This is a genomic window from Massilia sp. CF038, from assembly GCF_900129765.1.
Taxonomy (GTDB): Bacteria; Pseudomonadota; Gammaproteobacteria; order Burkholderiales; family Burkholderiaceae_D; genus Telluria_A.
The window spans coordinates 25535-44601 of the sequence record NZ_FQWU01000004.1 but is presented as its reverse complement, the minus strand read 5'-3'; the positions used below and the strand labels follow the sequence as shown (position 1 = coordinate 44601).

General features: G+C 62.8%; 14 protein-coding genes. 5 read left to right on the top strand and 9 right to left on the bottom strand.

What is annotated here, in order from left to right; all coding sequences use genetic code 11:
• Positions 1–80: 80 nt before the first annotated feature.
• On the top strand, positions 81–2042 hold the full coding sequence (locus BUC24_RS21545) for an APC family permease (RefSeq protein WP_073221809.1): 1962 nt from the start codon (positions 81–83) through the stop codon (positions 2040–2042).
• Here BUC24_RS21545 and BUC24_RS21540 read toward each other — a convergent pair.
• The 8 genes from BUC24_RS21540 to hutC all read right to left on the bottom strand — a co-directional run bounded on the left by BUC24_RS21540 (position 2039) and on the right by hutC (position 11759).
• A complete protein-coding gene (locus BUC24_RS21540; protein ID WP_073221807.1) occupies positions 2039–3076 on the bottom strand; it encodes an acyltransferase family protein in 1038 nt (345 codons plus the stop codon). The genes BUC24_RS21545 and BUC24_RS21540 overlap by 4 nt on opposite strands.
• A gap of 61 nt (positions 3077–3137) precedes the next feature.
• Positions 3138–4856: an ArnT family glycosyltransferase gene (locus BUC24_RS21535; protein ID WP_073221805.1), complete on the bottom strand. Its 1719-nt coding sequence runs from the start codon at positions 4854–4856 to the stop codon at positions 3138–3140.
• Between the two features lie 92 nt (positions 4857–4948).
• A complete protein-coding gene (locus BUC24_RS21530; protein ID WP_073221803.1) occupies positions 4949–5218 on the bottom strand; it encodes a type B 50S ribosomal protein L31 in 270 nt (89 codons plus the stop codon).
• 272 nt (positions 5219–5490) lie between these two features.
• Positions 5491–6753 (bottom strand): transcription termination factor Rho, encoded by a 1263-nt coding sequence (gene rho, locus BUC24_RS21525; protein ID WP_073221801.1) that lies wholly within the window; start codon positions 6751–6753, stop codon positions 5491–5493.
• 132 nt (positions 6754–6885) lie between these two features.
• Complete coding sequence (gene trxA, locus BUC24_RS21520) at positions 6886–7212, bottom strand: thioredoxin TrxA (protein WP_073221799.1); 327 nt, start codon at positions 7210–7212, stop codon at positions 6886–6888.
• Between the two features lie 192 nt (positions 7213–7404).
• A complete protein-coding gene (locus tag BUC24_RS21515; RefSeq protein ID WP_073221797.1) occupies positions 7405–7857 on the bottom strand; it encodes a response regulator in 453 nt (150 codons plus the stop codon).
• An 84-nt stretch (positions 7858–7941) separates the two neighbouring features.
• Positions 7942–10914 carry a PAS domain-containing hybrid sensor histidine kinase/response regulator gene (locus BUC24_RS21510; protein WP_143167617.1) on the bottom strand — a complete coding sequence of 991 codons (2973 nt, stop codon included), beginning with the start codon at positions 10912–10914 and terminating at the stop codon, positions 7942–7944.
• A gap of 125 nt (positions 10915–11039) precedes the next feature.
• Entirely contained in the window at positions 11040–11759 is a 720-nt protein-coding gene (gene hutC, locus BUC24_RS21505; protein ID WP_143167616.1) for a histidine utilization transcriptional repressor HutC, read from the bottom strand.
• A gap of 137 nt (positions 11760–11896) precedes the next feature.
• On the opposite strand from hutC, the gene ada reads away from it, so the two are divergent.
• Positions 11897–12976, top strand: a complete 1080-nt coding sequence (gene ada / locus BUC24_RS21500) for a bifunctional DNA-binding transcriptional regulator/O6-methylguanine-DNA methyltransferase Ada (protein WP_073221790.1) — start codon at positions 11897–11899, stop codon at positions 12974–12976.
• Between the two features lie 89 nt (positions 12977–13065).
• Here the strand turns inward: ada and BUC24_RS21495 are convergent, their stop codons facing one another.
• Positions 13066–13749 (bottom strand): transposase, encoded by a 684-nt coding sequence (locus tag BUC24_RS21495; RefSeq protein WP_073221787.1) that lies wholly within the window; start codon positions 13747–13749, stop codon positions 13066–13068.
• Positions 13750–13932: 183 nt separating this feature from the next.
• Between BUC24_RS21495 and BUC24_RS21490 the strand changes: the two genes are divergently transcribed.
• The 3 genes from BUC24_RS21490 to hutH all read left to right on the top strand — a co-directional run bounded on the left by BUC24_RS21490 (position 13933) and on the right by hutH (position 19064).
• Entirely contained in the window at positions 13933–15597 is a 1665-nt protein-coding gene (locus BUC24_RS21490; protein WP_083599080.1) for an amidohydrolase, read from the top strand.
• 127 nt (positions 15598–15724) lie between these two features.
• Complete coding sequence (gene hutU, locus BUC24_RS21485) at positions 15725–17437, top strand: urocanate hydratase (RefSeq protein ID WP_073221779.1); 1713 nt, start codon at positions 15725–15727, stop codon at positions 17435–17437.
• Positions 17438–17516: 79 nt separating this feature from the next.
• Positions 17517–19064 (top strand): histidine ammonia-lyase, encoded by a 1548-nt coding sequence (hutH, locus tag BUC24_RS21480; protein WP_073221776.1) that lies wholly within the window; start codon positions 17517–17519, stop codon positions 19062–19064.
• Positions 19065–19067 lie beyond the last annotated feature (3 nt).

The following is a 19067-nucleotide window of genomic DNA, read 5'->3' as shown; positions in this document are numbered from 1 at the left end:
TCGTACGCTGCCCTGCGCGAACGGCGTATCATCGCGTTCTACTCAGGCTACCCCGTCGTCCTTGCAGGCCGGCGCGCACGATGAAGAACAAGAAAATCCGCGAAATTTTGCTGGGCAAGGCGCTCGATCCCATGAAAAGTGAAACCCGCCACTCGATGGCGCTGGTCGCTTTCCTGGCCTGGGTCGGGCTGGGGGCCGATGGCCTGTCTTCCTCCGCCTACGGTCCTGAAGAAACCTTCCACGCCCTGGGCGGGCACACCGAGCTGGGCCTGTACCTGGCGATTGCCACCGCCGTCACCGTCTTCATCATTGCGCTGGCCTACAACCAGGTCATCGAACTGTTTCCCACCGGGGGCGGCGGTTACCGCGTCGCCACCAAGCTGGTCGGCCCCTACCTGGGCTTGATTTCCGGCTGCGCACTGATTCTCGATTATGTGCTGACGATTGCCATATCGATCGCCTCTGGTGTCGATGCGCTGGCCTCCTTCCTGCCGTTGGGTTTTCAACCCTACAAGTTATGGGCCGAAGCCTTCTTCATTGCCTTGCTGATCGTAATGAACTTGCGTGGCTTGAAGGAAGCCATCCAGATCCTGCTGCCGATTTTCCTCGGCTTCGTGGTCACCCACCTGATCCTGATTGTGTACGGCATTGCCGCCCATGTGTCCTACCTGCCGGAACTGGTGCCCACCACCATGGCCAGTACCACCGAGCTGGCCAGCAACATCGGCTGGACCGGCGTGGCCGCCATGCTGCTGCTGGCCTACTCGCAGGGCGGCGGCACCTACACCGGCCTGGAAGCGGTGTCGAACAACGTCAACCTGCTGGCCGAGCCGCGTGTGCGCACGGGCAAGATGACCATGCTGTACATGGCCCTGTCGCTGGCGCTGACTGCCTCCGGCATCATCTTGCTGTATCTGCTGTGGGATGCCAAACAGGTGCCTGGCCAGACCCTGAATGCCTCCACCTTCAAGCTGATCATCGACAGCATGGGTCTGGGCGGTCCGCTTCTGAACCAGGTGTTGCTGGCCGTGGTGCTGGCCTTCGAAGCAGGCTTGCTGTTTGTGGCGGCCAACACGGGCTTTCTGGGCGGACCGGCCGTGCTGTCGAACATGGCTGGCGACTCCTGGGTCCCACATAAATTCCGCTATCTGTCGACGCGGCTGGTGACCCAGAACGGCATCCTGGTGATGGGCATTGCCGCGCTGGCGATCTTGTTCTGGACCGAAGGCAAGGTCACCTTGCTGGTGGTGCTGTATTCGATTTCGGTGTTTCTGACCTTTGCGATTTCCCTGTTTGGCTTGTGCATGTACTGGTGGCAAAACCGCAAGGGCGGGGACAGCTGGAAGCGGCGCCTGCTCTTGTCGGCCACCGGCTTCATTATTTGTTCGGGCATCCTGGCCATTCTGCTGTTCGAGCGGTTTGCCGAAGGCGGCTGGGCCACGGTGGCGATCATTGCTGCCATGGGCGGGCTGTGCGTGGTCATTCGCAAGCATTACCGCCAGACCAAGGAAGCCATCCATTCGGTCGATGTGGTGTTTGAACATCAGCCCTTCGGGCCCGTCACCGAGCCGGTTGAGCCCGATCCTGAGCACCAGACCGCGGTCTTTATTGTCGGCTCCTCGCGCGGGGGCGGATTGCATGCGCTGTTATGGGTGCTGCGCATGTTCCCCGGTCACTTCAAGAACTTCTTGTTCGTCAACGCCAGAACCGTCGATTCGCATGCCTATGGCGGCGTGGGCGCGCTGGAAAAAATGCGCGAAGAAGCGGCCGCTACCCTGGAATTTTTTGTCGACTTTTGCCAGAGTCACGGGATGGCAGCCTCGTCGTATATCAGCTTCGGTACCGATGCCGTCGATGAAGTGACCAAGCTGTGCGAGGAAATCAACCGCGAATATCCCAGCTCGATCTTCTTTACCAGCAAGCTGATTTTTGCCACCGATAACTGGTTCACCCGCGTGCTGCACAACCAGGCCGCGCTGGCCGTGCAGCGCCGCCTGCATCTGGAAGGCTTGCAGATGGTGATTTTGCCGATGAAGGTTTAACCCGAGGCCAAGGGGGGCGCCTCGCCGCTGACAACGGTCGCCGCCGCTGGCGTACGGGCGCCGAAGCGCGCATTGAGCCAATTGCGGCTGGGGCGCTCCACCAGGTAGTAGGATGCCACGCCGCAGGCGCCGGCCAGCAGCACGCCCAGGACTGGATGCATGCCGTGGTATTTGCTCAGCAGATAAAACGGCTGCTGCCAAACGTACAGCGAGAATGACCACAGCCCCAGCGTACGCAGGGGGCGCAGCGCCAGCAGCGCGTGGACCGCAGGCGAGGCGCCAGCCAGCAGATTGATTGCCAGCGCAAACGCGGCAATGCCACCGATCAATCTGAGCGCGGGCGGCACCGTCCACCAATGCAAGGCGATCCCCAGCACGACCAGGGCGACGCTGCTCCAGCCCGGCAGACGCGGCAGCGTGCGTCCGTGCAGCCACAACATCAGCGCGGCCGAGGACAGGATGCCAAACGCTGCAACTTCCGAATGCATCGACATGCGCCACAGCTCGGTGTCGCGGTAGATGACGGTGTACGCCAGGCTGGTCAGGCCGCTGGCCAGCGCAGCCGCGCCAACCAGCGTGCCCGCCCGCGCCAGGTAACGGCGGGCGCCGACAGCCAGCAGTGACAGGAGGATGTAGCTGTGTTCTTCCACGCACAGAGACCAGAAATGGCCGAAGGGAAGCGAGTTGCTGCCGCTGGCACCCACGGTGTAATTATTGACAAACAGGGCAGCGACTGCGACTTCGTCCCAGCGCAAGGGCTGGCCCAGCAGCAGCAAAATGAGCACCATGAGCAGCAAAAATACCAGCACCGCCGGGAAGATGCGTGCAATCCGGCGCTGATAGAACTGCGCTAGCGGCACCTGCTGCACGAACAGCAATCGGGCCATCAGAAGCCCGGACAGGACGAAAAACAGATTGACGCCGACCGCGCCGAAATTGATCCCGGGGACCGGGAAGAAATGGCCCACCAGCAGGAAGAAAATTGCCAGCCCGCGCCATCCGTCGAGGTAGTGAAAGTGAGCTGGCGCTTGCATGGAGGTTCCGGCCGGTGGTTGGGGGCAGCTTGTCATAAAAATAAGTGTGCAGGCGCGCGCTTCAGTCCTGCCTCTGATACAGGCGGAAACGTTCATCGCGGTCGGACTGGCGCCGGCCTTCCCAGATCATCACCCACCGGCCCGCTTCTGGCGGCAGTAATTGTTCCTTGTGATCTTTGGTGCGCACGCTGTCCTGCAGCAAGCGCAAGCTGCAATGCTGGCCTGGACGCGAAAACGGCAAGTCGCCGTAATACGCGAACGAGGCACGCTGGGCCACGCCGACATTGCTTTCGATGCAGCTGGTGCCGGGCGGCAGGCTTGATTTCAGCTGGCGCGCCACGCTTGCATAGCTTTTGCTGTAGTTGATGTCCTGCAGGAACAGCGTGGTCAGCATCACCCACAGCAGGATCAGGCCACCGGACGACAGCACCACCGCGCGCCACAATACCGCCGGCTGGCGCGAAACACGCCACTGCACCAGGAACACCCAGCCTGCCGTGGCGCAGGCTGCAACCAGGAAGGGGAACCAGGAAAATTCCGGCGCAAAGCCGGGCAGCAGCTTGAGCAGATTCTTTGCAGGCTGGGCGGGCCAGCCAGTCAGTTTGGCAATATAGAACACCCACAACAGCGCTGCCAGCATGGTCAGCACCATGACCGAGAACCAGTCAATGGCGTTGATGGCGCCGCGTTTCATGGTGGGCAGGCCAAAAGCAGCCATGATGGCCAGTGGCGGCAGCAGTTTGAGCAGGTCGCCGTTTTCCGGTGCCGGGTCGCAGATAATCAGCAGCACCAGCGCGCCCACCACGAACAAGGGCAGCACGATGTGCAGCAGGTGATGCTGGCGGCGCCAGGCATAGATGGCCCAGCCGGCAAACGGCCAAGCCGGCCAGAAGAACCAGATGCCGGTGCGCAGGAAGGCCTTGCCCGAATTCCAGCTTGGCAGCGCCAGCTGGTGCAAGTTCCAGTCCAGCCAGCCGAAGACGGGGGCCGCGCCTTGCTCGAGCGCAAGGGCGCAGGCAGCCACCCAGCCCAGGGCCATGAGCACGGCGCTGGCGCCGGCCAGCGCCAGATGCGCCAGTGTGCGTGCTGGCGGCAACGCCAGGAAGCGCGTGCACAGCAGCAGTGCCAGGGTCAGGGTCAGCGGGGTTTGCCAGCCGCGCGCGAGCGTCATCGCGCCCAGCGCCAGGCCGACCAGCACGGCATTGCGGACACTGGCGTTTTCGACATAGCGCACCGCGCGGTACAGGAAATAAGCCAGCAGCGAGCCTTGCAGGGTGACCGCCAGGGTTTCGTGGCTGAACAGCAGCAAGCCCAGGCAGCCCAGGTAGATCAGCACGGCCGTATCGGCCAGGGTACGGCCGTAATCGTCTGGTTCGGGCTGGCCACCGAAGGCCAGGCGCAGCGGCTGGGCTTCAGGCCGGCGGCCGAGGTGGAAGGCGGTATACCAGACCGAGAGCGTGCCCAGCATGAAAATACCGATATTCGACATGCGCGCCGCCATGGCGCCGCCGGTCAGCCAGCCAAACAGCTTGATGCAAATGGCGCCCAGCCAGTAGGCCAGGGGGCCATCGTCATGGATGGGCAGGCCGGCCAGATTCGGCGCCAGCCAGTCGGCCAGGCCACCCTGGGCCATGGTCCACATCACGCCAAAGCCGGCCGCGTCTTCCTTCCACAATTCGCGGCCAATCAGGCCGGGCAGGATGTACAGCATGGCCAGTCCCAGCAGGGCCCAGCGGGGCAGGGCAAGGGTGGCGGCGGCGGCAAGGCGGACTGGCTTCATCGATAGAGGGCGGGATGCAAATGAGATAGGACGTAGTATCAACGAAAAAAAAGCAGCCGGGGGCTGCTTTTTTTGTCTTGCGCGGCAAAAACTTAGCCGTTGGCGACCGAAGTCTTCGAACCAACTGCGCCGAATTTCTGGCGGAACTTCTCGACGCGGCCAGCGGTGTCGACGATCTTGTGCTTGCCGGTGTAGAACGGGTGCGATTCAGCCGATACCTCGATCTTGACGAGTGGGTATTCCTGACCTTCATGGGTGATTTTCTCACGGGTCTGGATGGTCGAACGGGTGATGAATTTGAAATCGCACGACAGGTCGTGGAAAACAACTTCGCGGTAATCTGGATGGATATCGTTACGCATGGTCATGCCTCGGTTAGTTTGGTAGCCAAACAGCACTTCGTCGGTCGGTCTCGCTTCTTGACCCGATTGCTGATCACTTGCCAGGGGTTAAATACTGCAACCGGCGATTATACAGGGGTTTGGCTGGGCAGGGCAATCGGCAATGCGTTGCCACAAATACATCGCCCTCGCGGAGGCGGGGGCCTATGCCACGCTGCCGAATCCGGACAAGTGGTATAGGCCCCCGCCTGCGCGAGGGCGATGTGGTGGCGATGCTGAGGCTGCGGCTATATTTACCCGCCGCGGCGCATCATGTCGAAGAACTCGTTGTTGTTCTTCGTTGCCTTCATCTTGTCGAGGATGAACTCCATCGCCTCGATCTCGTCCATCGAGTACAGCAGCTTGCGCAGAATCCAGATCTTTTGCAGCTGGTCGGCCTTGATCAGCAGTTCTTCGCGGCGCGTGCCGGACTTGTTCAGGTTGATGGCAGGATAGACACGCTTCTCGGCCAGGCGGCGCTCGAGGTGCACTTCCATGTTGCCGGTACCCTTGAATTCTTCAAAGATCACGTCATCCATGCGCGAACCGGTTTCGATCAGCGCAGTCGCGATGATGGTCAGCGAACCGCCTTCTTCGATATTGCGGGCGGCGCCGAAGAAGCGTTTCGGACGCTGCAGCGCGTTGGCATCGACACCACCGGTCAGGACCTTGCCCGAGGCAGGGATGACGGTATTGTAGGCGCGCGCCAGACGCGTGATCGAGTCCAGCAGAATGATCACGTCTTTCTTCATTTCCACCAGGCGCTTGGCTTTTTCCAGCACCATTTCGGCCACCTGGACGTGGCGCGTGGCCGGCTCGTCGAAGGTGGACGCGACCACTTCGCCGCGCACCGAACGCTGCATCTCGGTCACTTCTTCCGGGCGCTCGTCAATGAGCAGCACGATCAGGGTGCAGTCGGGATGGTTGGCCGTAATGGCGTGGGCAATGTGTTGCAGAATCACCGATTTACCCGATTTTGGCGACGCCACCAGCAGACCGCGCTGGCCTTTGCCGATCGGGGCAATCAGGTCGATGATGCGGCCGGTGATGTTTTCCTGGCCATTCATTTCGCGCTCAAGCTTGAGCGGTTCGTTCGGGTGCAGCGGGGTCAGGTTCTCGAACAGAATGCGATGCTTGCTCGCTTCCGGAGATTCGCCATTGACCTTGTCGACCTTGACCAGCGCAAAGTAGCGCTCGCCGTCTTTCGGGGTCCGCACTTCCCCTTCGATCGAATCGCCCGTGTGCAGATTGAAACGGCGGATCTGGGAAGGCGAGATATAAATGTCGTCGGTGGACGCCATGTAGCTGGCGTCGGGCGAGCGCAGGAAGCCAAAGCCGTCGGGCAAGACTTCGAGGGCGCCATCGCCAAAAATTTGTTCGCCTGATTTTGCGCGCTTTTTGAGGATCGCGAACATCAGTTCTTGTTTGCGCAGACGGGCTGCGTTGTCGATATCGAGGCCGATCGCCATCTCCAGCAGAGCGGAGACGTGCATGGCCTTCAGTTCAGATAAATGCATGGTTGAGTCCCGTGACGGGAAGTAAAGGTAGGGGAGGGAACAGCGTGGGTTAATCGTGTGGGAAGGAGTCAGACAGGCTGGTTCGCTTCCCGGCCAGCATGACGGCAGCGCGGGCGCGCTGCCGTCGCAAGTTTAAATATTGCTATCGATGAAAGAGGTCAACTGCCCCTTGGCCATGGCGCCAACTTTCTGGGCGGCCACAACGCCATTCTTGAACAGGATCAGGGTCGGGATGCCGCGGATGCCGAACTTGGCCGGCACGGCCTGGTTGGCGTCCACGTCCATCTTGGCGATCAGGATCTTGCCATCGTATTCTTTGGCGACTTCTTCGAGGATCGGGCCAATTGCCTTGCAAGGACCGCACCACTCGGCCCAGAAGTCGACCAGGACCGGACGCTCGGACTTGAGCACGTCGGTTTCGAAAGATGCATCGCTGATATGTTTAATATTTTCGCTCATGTGTTCCTCAGAAGAGGTAGGGGGTCAATAACGCCTGGGGGATAAGCCGACCCTGCTTTGCCATCGCCATCCGGCTTCCTTGTATGCTGCAACACTAGTGTGGTGACAGTGTGCGCAAAAACAATAGGTGGAAGTGGAGCGACCGGCCAGGTGCGAGAGGGTATCAGGCGGGGATTTAGACGAAATAATAACCTATTTTCCAGAAAGTGTCGTCGCATTGTACAAATTCCCCGTCGCGTCCGCCAACGGGGGCGGCAACAGGGCCAGCGCCGCGCCCAGTTGCGCCGGGGTCAGCGGTTTGGCGAAGGCGCCCAGCAACTGCAAGCCCTGGGCCCGCGCCAGCCGTTCGGCCGCGCGCCGCACTCCCGACTCCATGCCCGTCAGCAGCATCACATGGCCGCGATAGCCGGCACTGGCGGCGGCCTGCAGAAACTCGATCCCATCCATCTCGGGCATGGACAGGTCGCAGATCAACAGGCCCGGGGGATTGGCGGCCAGACTGTGCAAGGCTTGCCTGGCATCGGATTCGCAGCGCACGTCGGCATGGCCGGCGCTTTCCAGCATGTCCGCCAGCATGGACAAGGTGAAATGATCGTCGTCGAGGAGCAGCACCGAGGGGCGCGCGCTGGGTAGGGGATCGGTCATGGACGGAGGCTGTGCATTGGTGCACGCATTATCATGGAAAATTGCACAGCCCGGCGCCACGTAATCGATTTCACGCCAAATTAATCAGGCTTCGCTGGCAAAGGTGGTGTTTTGCATAATATGTTCGGTCACTTGTTCCAGCAGGGGCCATAGCCGGGCCACCAGATCGCGCGCGGCCTGGCGTTCCTGCTCGGAGGTGGCCGGCGGTAACTGCTCCAGCCGTTCGCACAGGGTTGCCATGCCCAGCGCCCCGACGGTGCGCGCGGCCGACTTGATCCGGTGCCCCAGTTCGCGCACGCGCTCGACATTGCCCGCTGCCAGGGCGCGCTCCATGTCGTCAAAGCCCTCGTGGGTCGTCTGCAAGAACTTGAACGCGAACTTGCGCACTTTGTCCGGGTCATAACTGAGCAACTTGGCCAGAATCGTCAGGTCAATCACGTCTGGATTGCCTGGCAAAATCACGCGCGCTGGCACGGGCGCCGGGGCGGCAGGCGGGCGCGGCTGGTCCTTGGGGCGCGCCGGCAGGGCCCGTGCCACCGCCTGGAACAGCAACGCTGGCTGCACCGGCTTGGTAATGAAGTCGTCCATGCCCGCTTGCAGGGCGCTGTCGCGGTCGGCGCTGGTGGCGTTGGCCGTCATTGCCAGAATCGGCAAGCCGGCCAGGCGCGGGTCCAGCCGGATCAGGCGCGTCGCCTGCAAGCCATCCATCACCGGCATCTGCACGTCCATCAGCACGCAATCAAACGCGGTCTTGGCCAGCAAGTCGATGGCTTCCAGGCCGTTGTGCGCCACGCACACCACGCAGCCGGCCTGCTCCAGCATTTCCATGGCAATTTGCTGATTGAAGGGATTGTCTTCCACCAGCAAAATGCAGGCCCCGGCCAGGGCCGCATCGGCTGTCACTGGCGTGGCCCGCGCCGCTGACGGCGCCAGGGTGGGCGCAGCCAGCGTGCCCACCTGGGCCGTGAACCAGAACGTGCTGCCGCAGCCAGGTTCGCTCTCGACGCCAACCTCGCCGTGCATCAGCTGGGCCAGCTGCTTGCAAATGGCCAGGCCCAGACCAGTGCCGCCGAATTCGCGCGTGGTCGACGTGTCCGCCTGCTGGAATGACTGAAACAGCTTGCCCGCCTCCTCCGGCGAGAGACCGATGCCGGTGTCGCTGACTTCAAAGCGCAGCGTGCACACGCCCGCGTCCTGCGCGAGCGGCCTGACCCTGACCGTGACTGCGCCGCTGTCGCAGAACTTGACCGCATTGTTGGCATAGTTGATCAGGATCTGGCCAATGCGCAGCGGATCGCCCTCGAGTGCCGGCGGCAGCGCGGGATCGAGCTCGAACAACAGCGCCAAGTCTTTGCTGGCCGCCTTGGGCGCGACCAGGGTGGTGACCGTTTCGATCACATGGTCAAGCGTGAAGGGCACCTTTTCCAGCTCCAGCATGCCGGCCTCGATCTTGGAGAAATCGAGAATGTCATCAATGATACCCAGCAGGTGTTCGCCAGCGAAGTGGATCTTTTCCAGGTAATCGCGCTGGCGCGCATCGGGATTGGTTTGCAGGGCCAGGTAGGCCATGCCGATCACGCCATTCATCGGGGTGCGGATTTCATGGCTCATATTGGCCAGGAACTGGCCCTTGGCCAGACTGGCCTCCTCGGCCACCTGCTTGGCCTGATCGAGCTGGCAGGTGCGCTGGGCCACGCGCTCTTCCAGATGCTCGTTCAATTCGCGCAGTGCCCGTTCGGCCGCCATGCTGGCGCTGATATCGACCATCATCCCGATCAGATAGGCAGGCTGGCCCTGCTCGTCGAACACCGGCTTGCGGAAGGTGCGCAAATGCTGCACAGCGCCGCCGCTGGCGATGGTGTCGACCTGCTCGCGCATGGCCGCGTTGTCGAAGTCGGCGCTGTGGACGCCTTCGAGCTGCGCGGCCGACAGGCCGAACTGGGTCTGGCAAGCGCTGTTCATCAGCGTCACCCGGCCTTGCGGGTCCTTGATGAACAAACCGATCGGCATCATCTGGATGATCTCGTGCAGGCGCGCGGCCATCTCCTTGAGCGCCTCGCTGGCGCGCTGGCGCTCGCCGATGTCGCGCAGCGACACAATGGTCAGCTTCTGGCCCAGCAGAAGCAGCGGCGTCAGATTGATCTCGGCTGGAAAACTGGCGCCATCGGCGCGGGTGGCGCGCAGCACCTGGTTCGGGCCGGCCGCGGCATCGATGCCGGGCGCCAGACGGCTGGCCTGCATGCCAGCCAGTTCCCCATGCTGGTAACCGAAGCTGGCCGCACACAAGGCATTGGCATAGCGGATCCTGCCTTCGCCATCGAGCACCAGCATCGCCTCGGGCGAGGCTTCCAGCACCGCCCGCACGCGCGTCTCCTCGGCCTGTTTGCGCTCGCCGATATCGGCCACCGTACCGGTCATGCGCAGCGGCCGGCCATCATCGTCGCGAGCCACCACAATGGCGCGCCCCAGCAGCCACTTCCAGCTGCCGTCCTTGCAGCGCATGCGAAATTCGCACGACAGACTGGAACGGTCGGTCGCGGGCGCGGCGCGGGCAAAGCGGTTCAGCTCCGCCTGAAAACGCGGCAGATCGTCGGGATGCACATGCAGCAGCCACGCATTGAAGCGCACCTCGAATTCAGCGGGACCGTAGCCGAGCAATTCCTTGTAGCGCGGGGACAGGGTCAGTTCGCCGCCCAGGCGCGACCACTGCCACATGCCTTCGCCCGAGCCTTCGAGCGCAAAGCCCCACAGGTGTTCGGCACTGCTCAAGCGCTGTTCGGTGGCGCGCAGGGCGCGCCGTTCGCGCTGCAGCAGCGCACCCAGATGCGCGAAGCGCCACGCCACCGCGGCAGCGGCCAGCAGCAGGACCAGCGCGCCCGTCAAGGTGATATACAGCGAGCCGAGTGCGGGATGCGGATCGGGCGCCGGCGCGACCGTCTCCAGCGCCAGCGCGGTCAGCGGCAGCAGCAGTGCGGCGCCCAGCACGACCCGCAGCGGGCAGGTTTGTGCCAGGCGCCGCCAGCGGAGCGACGGCATCGCGGAAAAGCGGCGGGACAAGGCAATCCTTTCGGGGCTGCAGTGGAGGGAAGCGTAAACACGGCTCCCGCCATTTTAAATGACATTATGATAATTCTGAAGGAATCTTCATGCCACCCGTGCGGCCCTGCCACAGCGCTGGTTTGCTAGTTCACGCTGCCGGTGAACTGATACAGCTGGCCCGGGTGCCACATGGTCACCACCGACGCCACCTGGCCCAGCGCGCGGGTGCGGCGCTTGAGCACCAGGCAGCACTGGCGCGCATCGATGGCCAGCATGTCAGCGATCTCGCGCGGCGCCTGCAGGGCCTCGATGCTGTAGGTGGCACTTTGCAAAGGCGCGGCCTGCATCAGATGTTCGTTTGGCGTGATGGTGGCGAAGTCCTGGTCCAGATAATCGGGCGCGCAAGCCGGATTGACCCAGCGGTCCTCGACCTGAATCGGCACCTCGTTTTCGAAGTGGACAATCAGCGAATGGAACAGGGACTCGCCGGCCGGCAGATCGAACTGCAGGGCCAGCGCATCGGCGGCGCGCACCTTCTCGAGCAGTTCAAGGCGGCTGGCGTGGCGGTGGCCGCGGGCCCGCACCTCATCGGCGATGCTGCGAATCTCGACCAGCGTGGCCTGGTATTTTTGTGGCGCCACGTAGGTGCCGGAGCCCTGGCGCCGGACCAGCACCTGCTCGGCCGTCAGCTCGCGCACCGCGCGGTTGACCGTCATGCGCGAGACGCCGAACTGGCGCACCAGCGCCTGCTCGGACGGCACCACATCGCCTTCCTTCCAGCGGCCGGCGGCGATCTCGCCGGTCAGGTAATCCTTGATGCGCTGGAAAATGGGCGTGCTGTCTTGCGCAATTTGATCTTCCAAACTACTCTCCGGAGGGGGCGGGGGAAAGCCCGATTCTAGCACTGGCTGGCCGTACGGGATTCAAAAGCAAGAGCCGGAGTGCGGGCGCTGGCGCCGTGCGCGAGAATCGGTTTCAGCATCGAGTCCCGGAGAGCGCCATGAAAGCAGAAATGAACACAGCCATGAAGACAGCCAATTACAGCAGTGAGGCCGCGCGCTGGGCCGCGCTGGCGCAGCGCGACGCGCAGGCCGACGGCGCCTTCTGGTACTCCGTCAGCAGCACCGGCGTGTACTGCCGGCCCTCGTGTGGCGCGCGTGCCGCGCTGCGCAAGCACGTGGCCTTCCACGACACGCGCGAAGCGGCCGAAGCGGCGGGCTTTCGGCCGTGCCAGCGCTGCAAGCCGGATCAGCCGCCGCTGGCCGAGCGCCACGCGCAGGTGGTCGAACGGGCCTGCCGCCTGATCGACGCCAGCGTGGACGAACCGGATCTGGACAGCCTGGCTGCCGCTTGCGGCATGAGCCGCTTTCACTTCCACCGCATCTTCAAAGCGCACACCGGCATCACGCCCAAAGCCTACGCCGCCGCCCAGCGTGCGCAGCGCCTGACCACAGCCCTGGGACAAGCGGGCAGCGTGACCGACGCCATATATGCGGCCGGATTCAACTCCAGCGGGCGCTTTTACGCTGGCGCGCCGGCGCGGCTGGGCATGACCCCAAAAGCATGGCGTGCGGGCGGCAGTGGCGAAGCAATTCGCTTTGCCATCGGCGCCTGCACGCTGGGCGCCATTTTGGTCGCCTCGACCGCGCGCGGCATCTGCGCCATCCTGATGGGCGACGACCCCGAGCAGCTGGCGCGCGACCTGCAGGACCGTTTTCCCGCGGCCGAACTGCAAGGTGCCGACCGTGGCTACGAAGACACCGTGGCCAAAGTCATCGGCCTGATTGAAGCGCCGGGTGTCGGGCTCGACCTGCCGCTGGACGTGCGCGGGACCGCATTTCAGCAGCGCGTATGGGAAGCGCTGCGCCAGATTCCCAGTGGCGCCACCGTCAGCTATGCCGAACTGGCGGCGCGGCTGGGGATTGTCGCCGGCGCGCGCGCCATTGCCGGCGCCTGCGCTGCCAACCCGGTCGCCGTTGCCATCCCCTGTCACCGGGTTGTGCGCCAGGACGGCGCGTTGTCGGGCTACCGCTGGGGCATCGAGCGCAAGCGCGCCCTGCTCGATCGCGAAAAACCCTAAGCCAAAATGTTTTTTTATCGGGGTCAGACCTCAATACTGAAATTGTTTTTTAATCGGGGTCAGACCTCAATACTGAAACAATTTTTGCATTAAGCACGACGTCGGCCTGGTTGCCCGAGGGTGGCGTTGCGGCCAAGAATATATCCCATGCGATCCGCAAAATCTGTCGAGCCGAAAAACATATTGCTATTCGTAGCTGAACGGATCTCCGCAATTGTTGAGTCAGACATCGCCTCGTCGACCAGCGACCGATAGCAGGCGTGCCGCTCTGTCGGGTCTGTCGCAAGTTCCGTGTAGATGGCGTGGGGCGTGATGATCGGGTTGCGCTGCCCAAATGCATTCGCGCGATAGCTGGACCAGTCGTAATCCGCAGGGTGGCGGCTGAGCGTGGCGCGCACCGGGTTCAGCTCGATGTAGCGCTGACAAGCGATGAAGTAGCGCTCCGTTTCCACGAGACAAGATCGATATCTGCCCTGCCAGAGCGTGCCGAATCGTTGGTATTTTTTGTTCACCCTTTGCACATATCTCTGACTGACCCATTTCATCAATGCGGCTGGCGCCCCGGCTTCGACAGGGGTAGCGAGAAGATGCACGTGATTTGGCATCAAGACATATGCATGTATATGGCAGGGAAAACAGTGACGCGCATCAGCAAGGATATCGAGAAAGGTTTGATAGTCGTTTCTAGAAAAAAAGCATGGCAAACGGTTGTTGCCACGCTGAATTATGTGGAGTGGCACGTGTGGAAACACGGGACGGGGAAAACGGCTCATCTGATGCTCCTATAAATCACTGAGCGTACAAGCCGTCATTTCCAGCAGGACGGACTTGCGCAAACGTGCGCAACAAACTTGCAGTATTGAGGTCTGACCCCGATTAGAAAATTATTTCAGAATTGAGGTCTGACCCCGGTTGGCGCGATACACTCTGATTTTGTCCATTCATTGGGGTGTCTGATGCGTTTGATCCATTCTTCTTTGCTCGTATTGACAACCGCGGCGGCCCTCGGCGCTGCGCAGGCGGCGACTGTCATCGACAATGCCAATGGCTATACCCTCGACAGTAAAAACCAGTTGTTGCGCTTTTCGTCCATGGCCTTCGATGACAAGGGCCGTATCATCGCCGTCGGGAACGCGGAATTCACCGCCGCCCGCGCGAAGAAAGCCCGTCATATCGATGTGCAGGGCAAGACCGTCATCCCCGGCTTGATTGACGCCCATGGCCATGTGTTCGGTCTGGGCGAGCAGCTCACCCGCCTCGATCTGACCGGCAGCGCTTCGCTGGCCGATGCGCAGGCCGCGGCCGCTGCGTATGCCAAGGCCCATCCCACCCAATCCTGGTTGCGCGGACGCGGCTGGAATCAGGAGATCTGGAAACTGGGCCGCTTCCCAACGGCGGCCGAACTCGATGCCGCCGTCGCCGATCGCCCGGTGTGGCTCGATCGCGTCGACGGCCACGCCGGCTGGGCCAATTCGCGCGCGCTCCAGCTGGCGGGCATCACGAATGCCACCCCCGACCCGGTCGGCGGCAAGATCATGCGCGATGCGAACGGCGTCGCCACCGGCGTGCTGGTCGACGCGGCCCAGGAGCTGATGGAAAAGGTCCTGCCCAAGCAGACCGAGGCCGAGGCCCGCGCCACGCTGGACCGGTCACTTGAAACGCTCGCTTCGGTCGGCCTGACCAGCGTGCATGATGCCGGCATCACGGCCAGCCAGGACGCGATCTACCGCGATTACGCGGACCGTAACAAGCTCACCACGCGCGTGTATGCGATGATCGGCGATGTCGGTACCGACTTCGATCTGCTCTCGCGTGACGGTCCACTCAAATCCTATGCATCGGACTTGTATGCGCTGCGCGCGGTCAAGCTGTATGCCGACGGCGCCCTGGGCAGCCGCGGCGCCGCCCTGATCGCGCCCTACAGCGATGAACCAAAGTCGCATGGCCTGCTGTTCCGCCAGAATGCCGATATCTACGCGATGATGGAAAATGCGATGAAGCGCGGCTATCAGGTCAATGTGCATGCGATTGGCGACGCGGGCAATCGCCAGATCCTCGACGGCTACCAGGTCCTGCTTGAGAAAACCGGCAGCCGTGATCTGCGCCACCGCATGGAGCACGCGCAGGTGGTGTCGCTGGACGATATCGCGCGCTTCAAGTCGCTCGACATCGTGCCGTCCATGCAGCCAACCCACGCGACGTCCGACATGAACATGGCCGAACAACGCGTCGGCCCGCAGCGCATCAAGGGCGCCTACGCCTGGCGCACTTTCCTCAAGCAGGGCTCGCGCATTGCATGCGGCTCAGATTTCCCGGTCGAGTCACCCAATCCTTTCTTCGGCATCCACGCTGCCGTCACGCGCCAGGACGCCGCCGGTACCCCCGCCGCCGGCTGGTACGCCAACGAAGCGATGACGCTGACCGAGGCGCTGCGCTGCTTCACGATGGACGCGGCGTGGGCTGGCCATCAGGAGAAAGTGCTCGGCTCTCTGGAAAAAGGCAAGTGGGCCGATTTTGTGATTCTCGACCGCGATATGTTCACCATTCCCGCCGCCGATCTGCACAAGGTGGGCGTGCTCGAAACCTGGGTCGCGGGCCGCCAGGTATTTGTCAAGAAGTAGGGCGCGGGGCGGCCAGGGAACGCAGAAAAAACATTTGACTTGGTTGTATATACAACTTAGACTTTGATCATGCACACGGGGCGTGCGCTTGCGCGCGTCCGGTCCCAACCGTTTTCAAGGAGCTGCCATGACCACCGATTCGATCCAGATGGGCGCCGATCCGCGCTACGACGCCAGCCGCAATATCCGCGCCCCGCGCGGCACGGAACTGGCCTGCAAAAGCTGGTTGACCGAGGCGGCTTATCGCATGATTCAGAATAATCTGGATGCGGAAGTGGCGGAAAATCCCAAGCATCTGGTGGTCTACGGCGGCATCGGCCGCGCGGCCCGCAACTGGGCTTGCTACGATCAGATTCTGGCGTCGCTCAAGGAGCTGGAAGACGACCAGACCCTCCTGATCCAGTCGGGCAAACCAGTTGGCGTGTTCCAGACCCACCCTGATGCCCCGCGCGTGCTGATCGCCAATTCGAACCTGGTACCCAAGTGGGCCAACTGGGAGCACTTCAATGAACTCGACCGCAAGGGCTTGTTCATGTACGGCCAGATGACAGCCGGCAGCTGGATCTACATTGGCACTCAGGGCATCGTGCAGGGCACCTACGAAACCTTCGCCGAGGCTGGCCGCCAGCACTTCGGCGGCGACTGGGGCGGACGCTGGATCCTGACCGCGGGCCTGGGCGGCATGGGCGGCGCGCAGCCGCTGGCGGCCACCTTTGCCGGCGCGGTCTCGCTCAATATCGAGTGCCAGCAGTCGAGCATCGACTTCCGTCTGCGCACCCGCTATGTGGACAAGCAGGCACGCGACATCGACGATGCCATCGCCCTGATCAAGCACCACACCGAGCGGCGCGAAGCCATTTCGATCGCCCTGCTGGGCAACGCGGCTGATGTGCTGCCCGAACTGGTCAAGCGCGCCAAGGCGGGCGGCATCAAGCCTGATCTGGTCACCGACCAGACCTCGGCCCATGATCTGATCAATGGCTATCTGCCGCGCGGCTGGAGCGTGGACGAGTGGAAGGCGGCGCAGAAGGATCCGTCCCAGCATGCGCGCCTGACCGCTGCCGCCACCGAGTCGTGCGCGGTGCACGTGCAGGCCATCCTCGACTTCCACGCGATGGGTGTGAAGGCGGTTGACTACGGTAACAATATCCGCCAGGTGGCGCTGGACCACGGCGTCAAGAATGCGTTTGCCTTCCCGGGCTTTGTGCCGGCCTATATCCGGCCGCAGTTCTGTGAAGGGCGCGGACCGTTCCGCTGGGTGGCGCTGTCGGGCGATCCGGAAGACATTTACAAGACCGATGCCAAGATCAAGGAGCTGTTCCCCGAGCAGAAACAGGTGCACCACTGGCTGGACATGGCGCGCGAACGGATTGCCTTCCAGGGCTTGCCGGCGCGGATTTGCTGGCTCGGTCTGGGCGAGCGCCATATCGCCGGTCTGGCTTTCAATGAGATGGTGCGCACGGGCGAACTGAAAGCGCCGGTCGTGATCGGCCGCGATCACCTCGACACCGGTTCGGTGGCCAGCCCGAATCGCGAAACCGAAGCCATGCGCGACGGTACCGATGCAGTGTCCGACTGGCCGCTGCTCAATGCCATGCTCAACACGGCCGGCGGCGCCACCTGGGTGTCGCTGCACCACGGTGGCGGTGTGGGCATGGGTTACTCGCAGCATTCGGGCGTGGTGATCGTGGCCGATGGCAGCGATGCCGCAGCCAAGCGCCTGGGCCGTGTGCTGGTCAACGACAGCGCCTCGGGCGTGATGCGCCATGCCGATGCCGGCTACGAAAGCGCCGTTGCCTGCGCCAAGCGTAACAAGCTCAATCTGCCCATGATTCCTTGAGGACGCCGCTGCCGGCTGCCTCCGGCGCGCAACGATTGCTTCGGGCGCGCCCATCTACAACATACTGACGACGACAAAAATGACGATTACCCAAAAAGGCTGGACGCTCACTCCGGGCAAAATGACGATGGATGCGCTGCGCGCCGTGTGGGCCGCACCCGCGCCACTGACCCTGTCGGCAGACGCTTACCCGGCCATCCATGCATCGGCCGCCGCGGTGCAAGCCATCGTGGCCAAGGGCGACGCCGCCTATGGTATCAATACCGGCTTCGGCATTCTGGCCAAGGCCCGCATTCCGGACGAGAAGCTCGAAGAGCTGCAGCGCAATCTGATCCTGTCGCATTCGGTCGGCACTGGCGAACTGCTGTCGGACGCGGTGGTGCGCTTGATCGTGCTGATGAAAATCGGCAGCCTGGCGCGCGGTTTTTCGGGCGTGCGTCCTTTGATCATCGACACGCTCATCGCGATGTACAACGCGGGCATTGTGCCGGCGATTCCTGCCAAGGGCTCCGTTGGCGCTTCGGGCGACCTGGCGCCGCTGGCGCACATGACGCTGGCCATTCTGGGCGTGGGCCAGGTGCGGGTGGACGGCAAGCTGGTCGAGGCCAACGTTGCACTCATGAACGCGGGCATCGAGCCGGTTGTGCTGGCCGCCAAGGAAGGCCTGGCCCTGATCAATGGCACCCAGGTGTCGACCGCGCTGGCGCTGCATGGCTTGTTCATGACGGAGCGCTTGCTGGAAGCGGCCATGGTGGCCGGCTCCCTGTCGCTGGACGCGGCCAAGGGCAGTGATGCGCCGTTCGACGCGCGCGTGCACGAGGTGCGCGGTCAGCCCGGCCAGATTGCTGCAGCAGCCATTTATCGCCAGCTGATGGCGTCCAGCGCGATCCGCGCCTCGCATCTGGTGGGTGATGAGCGTGTGCAGGATCCGTACAGCCTGCGCTGCCAGCCGCAAGTCATGGGCGCCATCATCGATCTGATCACGAACGTGTCGCGTACCTTGCTGATCGAAGCCAATGCGGTGACCGACAATCCGCTGATCTTCCCGGCCACCGGCGACATTATCTCGGGTGGCAATTTCCACGCCGAGCCGGTCGCGTTTGCAGCCGATACGCTGGCGCTGGCGATTGCCGAAATTGGCGGCCTGGCCGAGCGCCGTATCGCACTCTTGATCGATGCGACCTTGTCCGGCCTGCCGCCATTCCTGGTGCGTGACCCTGGCGTTAATTCGGGCTTCATGATTGCCCATGTCACGGCTGCGGCCCTGGCGTCGGAAAACAAGTCGCTGGCCCATCCGGCCAGCGTCGACAGCCTGCCCACCTCGGCCAACCAGGAAGACCATGTCAGCATGGCCACCTTCGCGGCGCGCCGCCTGGACGACATGGCGCAAAATACGGCCGTCATTGTCGGCATCGAGCTGCTGGCGGCGGCGCAGGGCATCGATTTCCATCGCCCGCTCAAGTCTTCGCCACACCTGGAGCACGTGCATGCGCAGTTGCGCCAGAAGGTGCCGTTCTTTGATGCGGACCGCTTCTTCGCACCTGATATCGAAGCGGCCAAGCAGATGGTCGTGGGCGGGGAGCTCAGCGCGACCTGCAAGAACCTGTTCGCATCGCTGTACCAATAAACC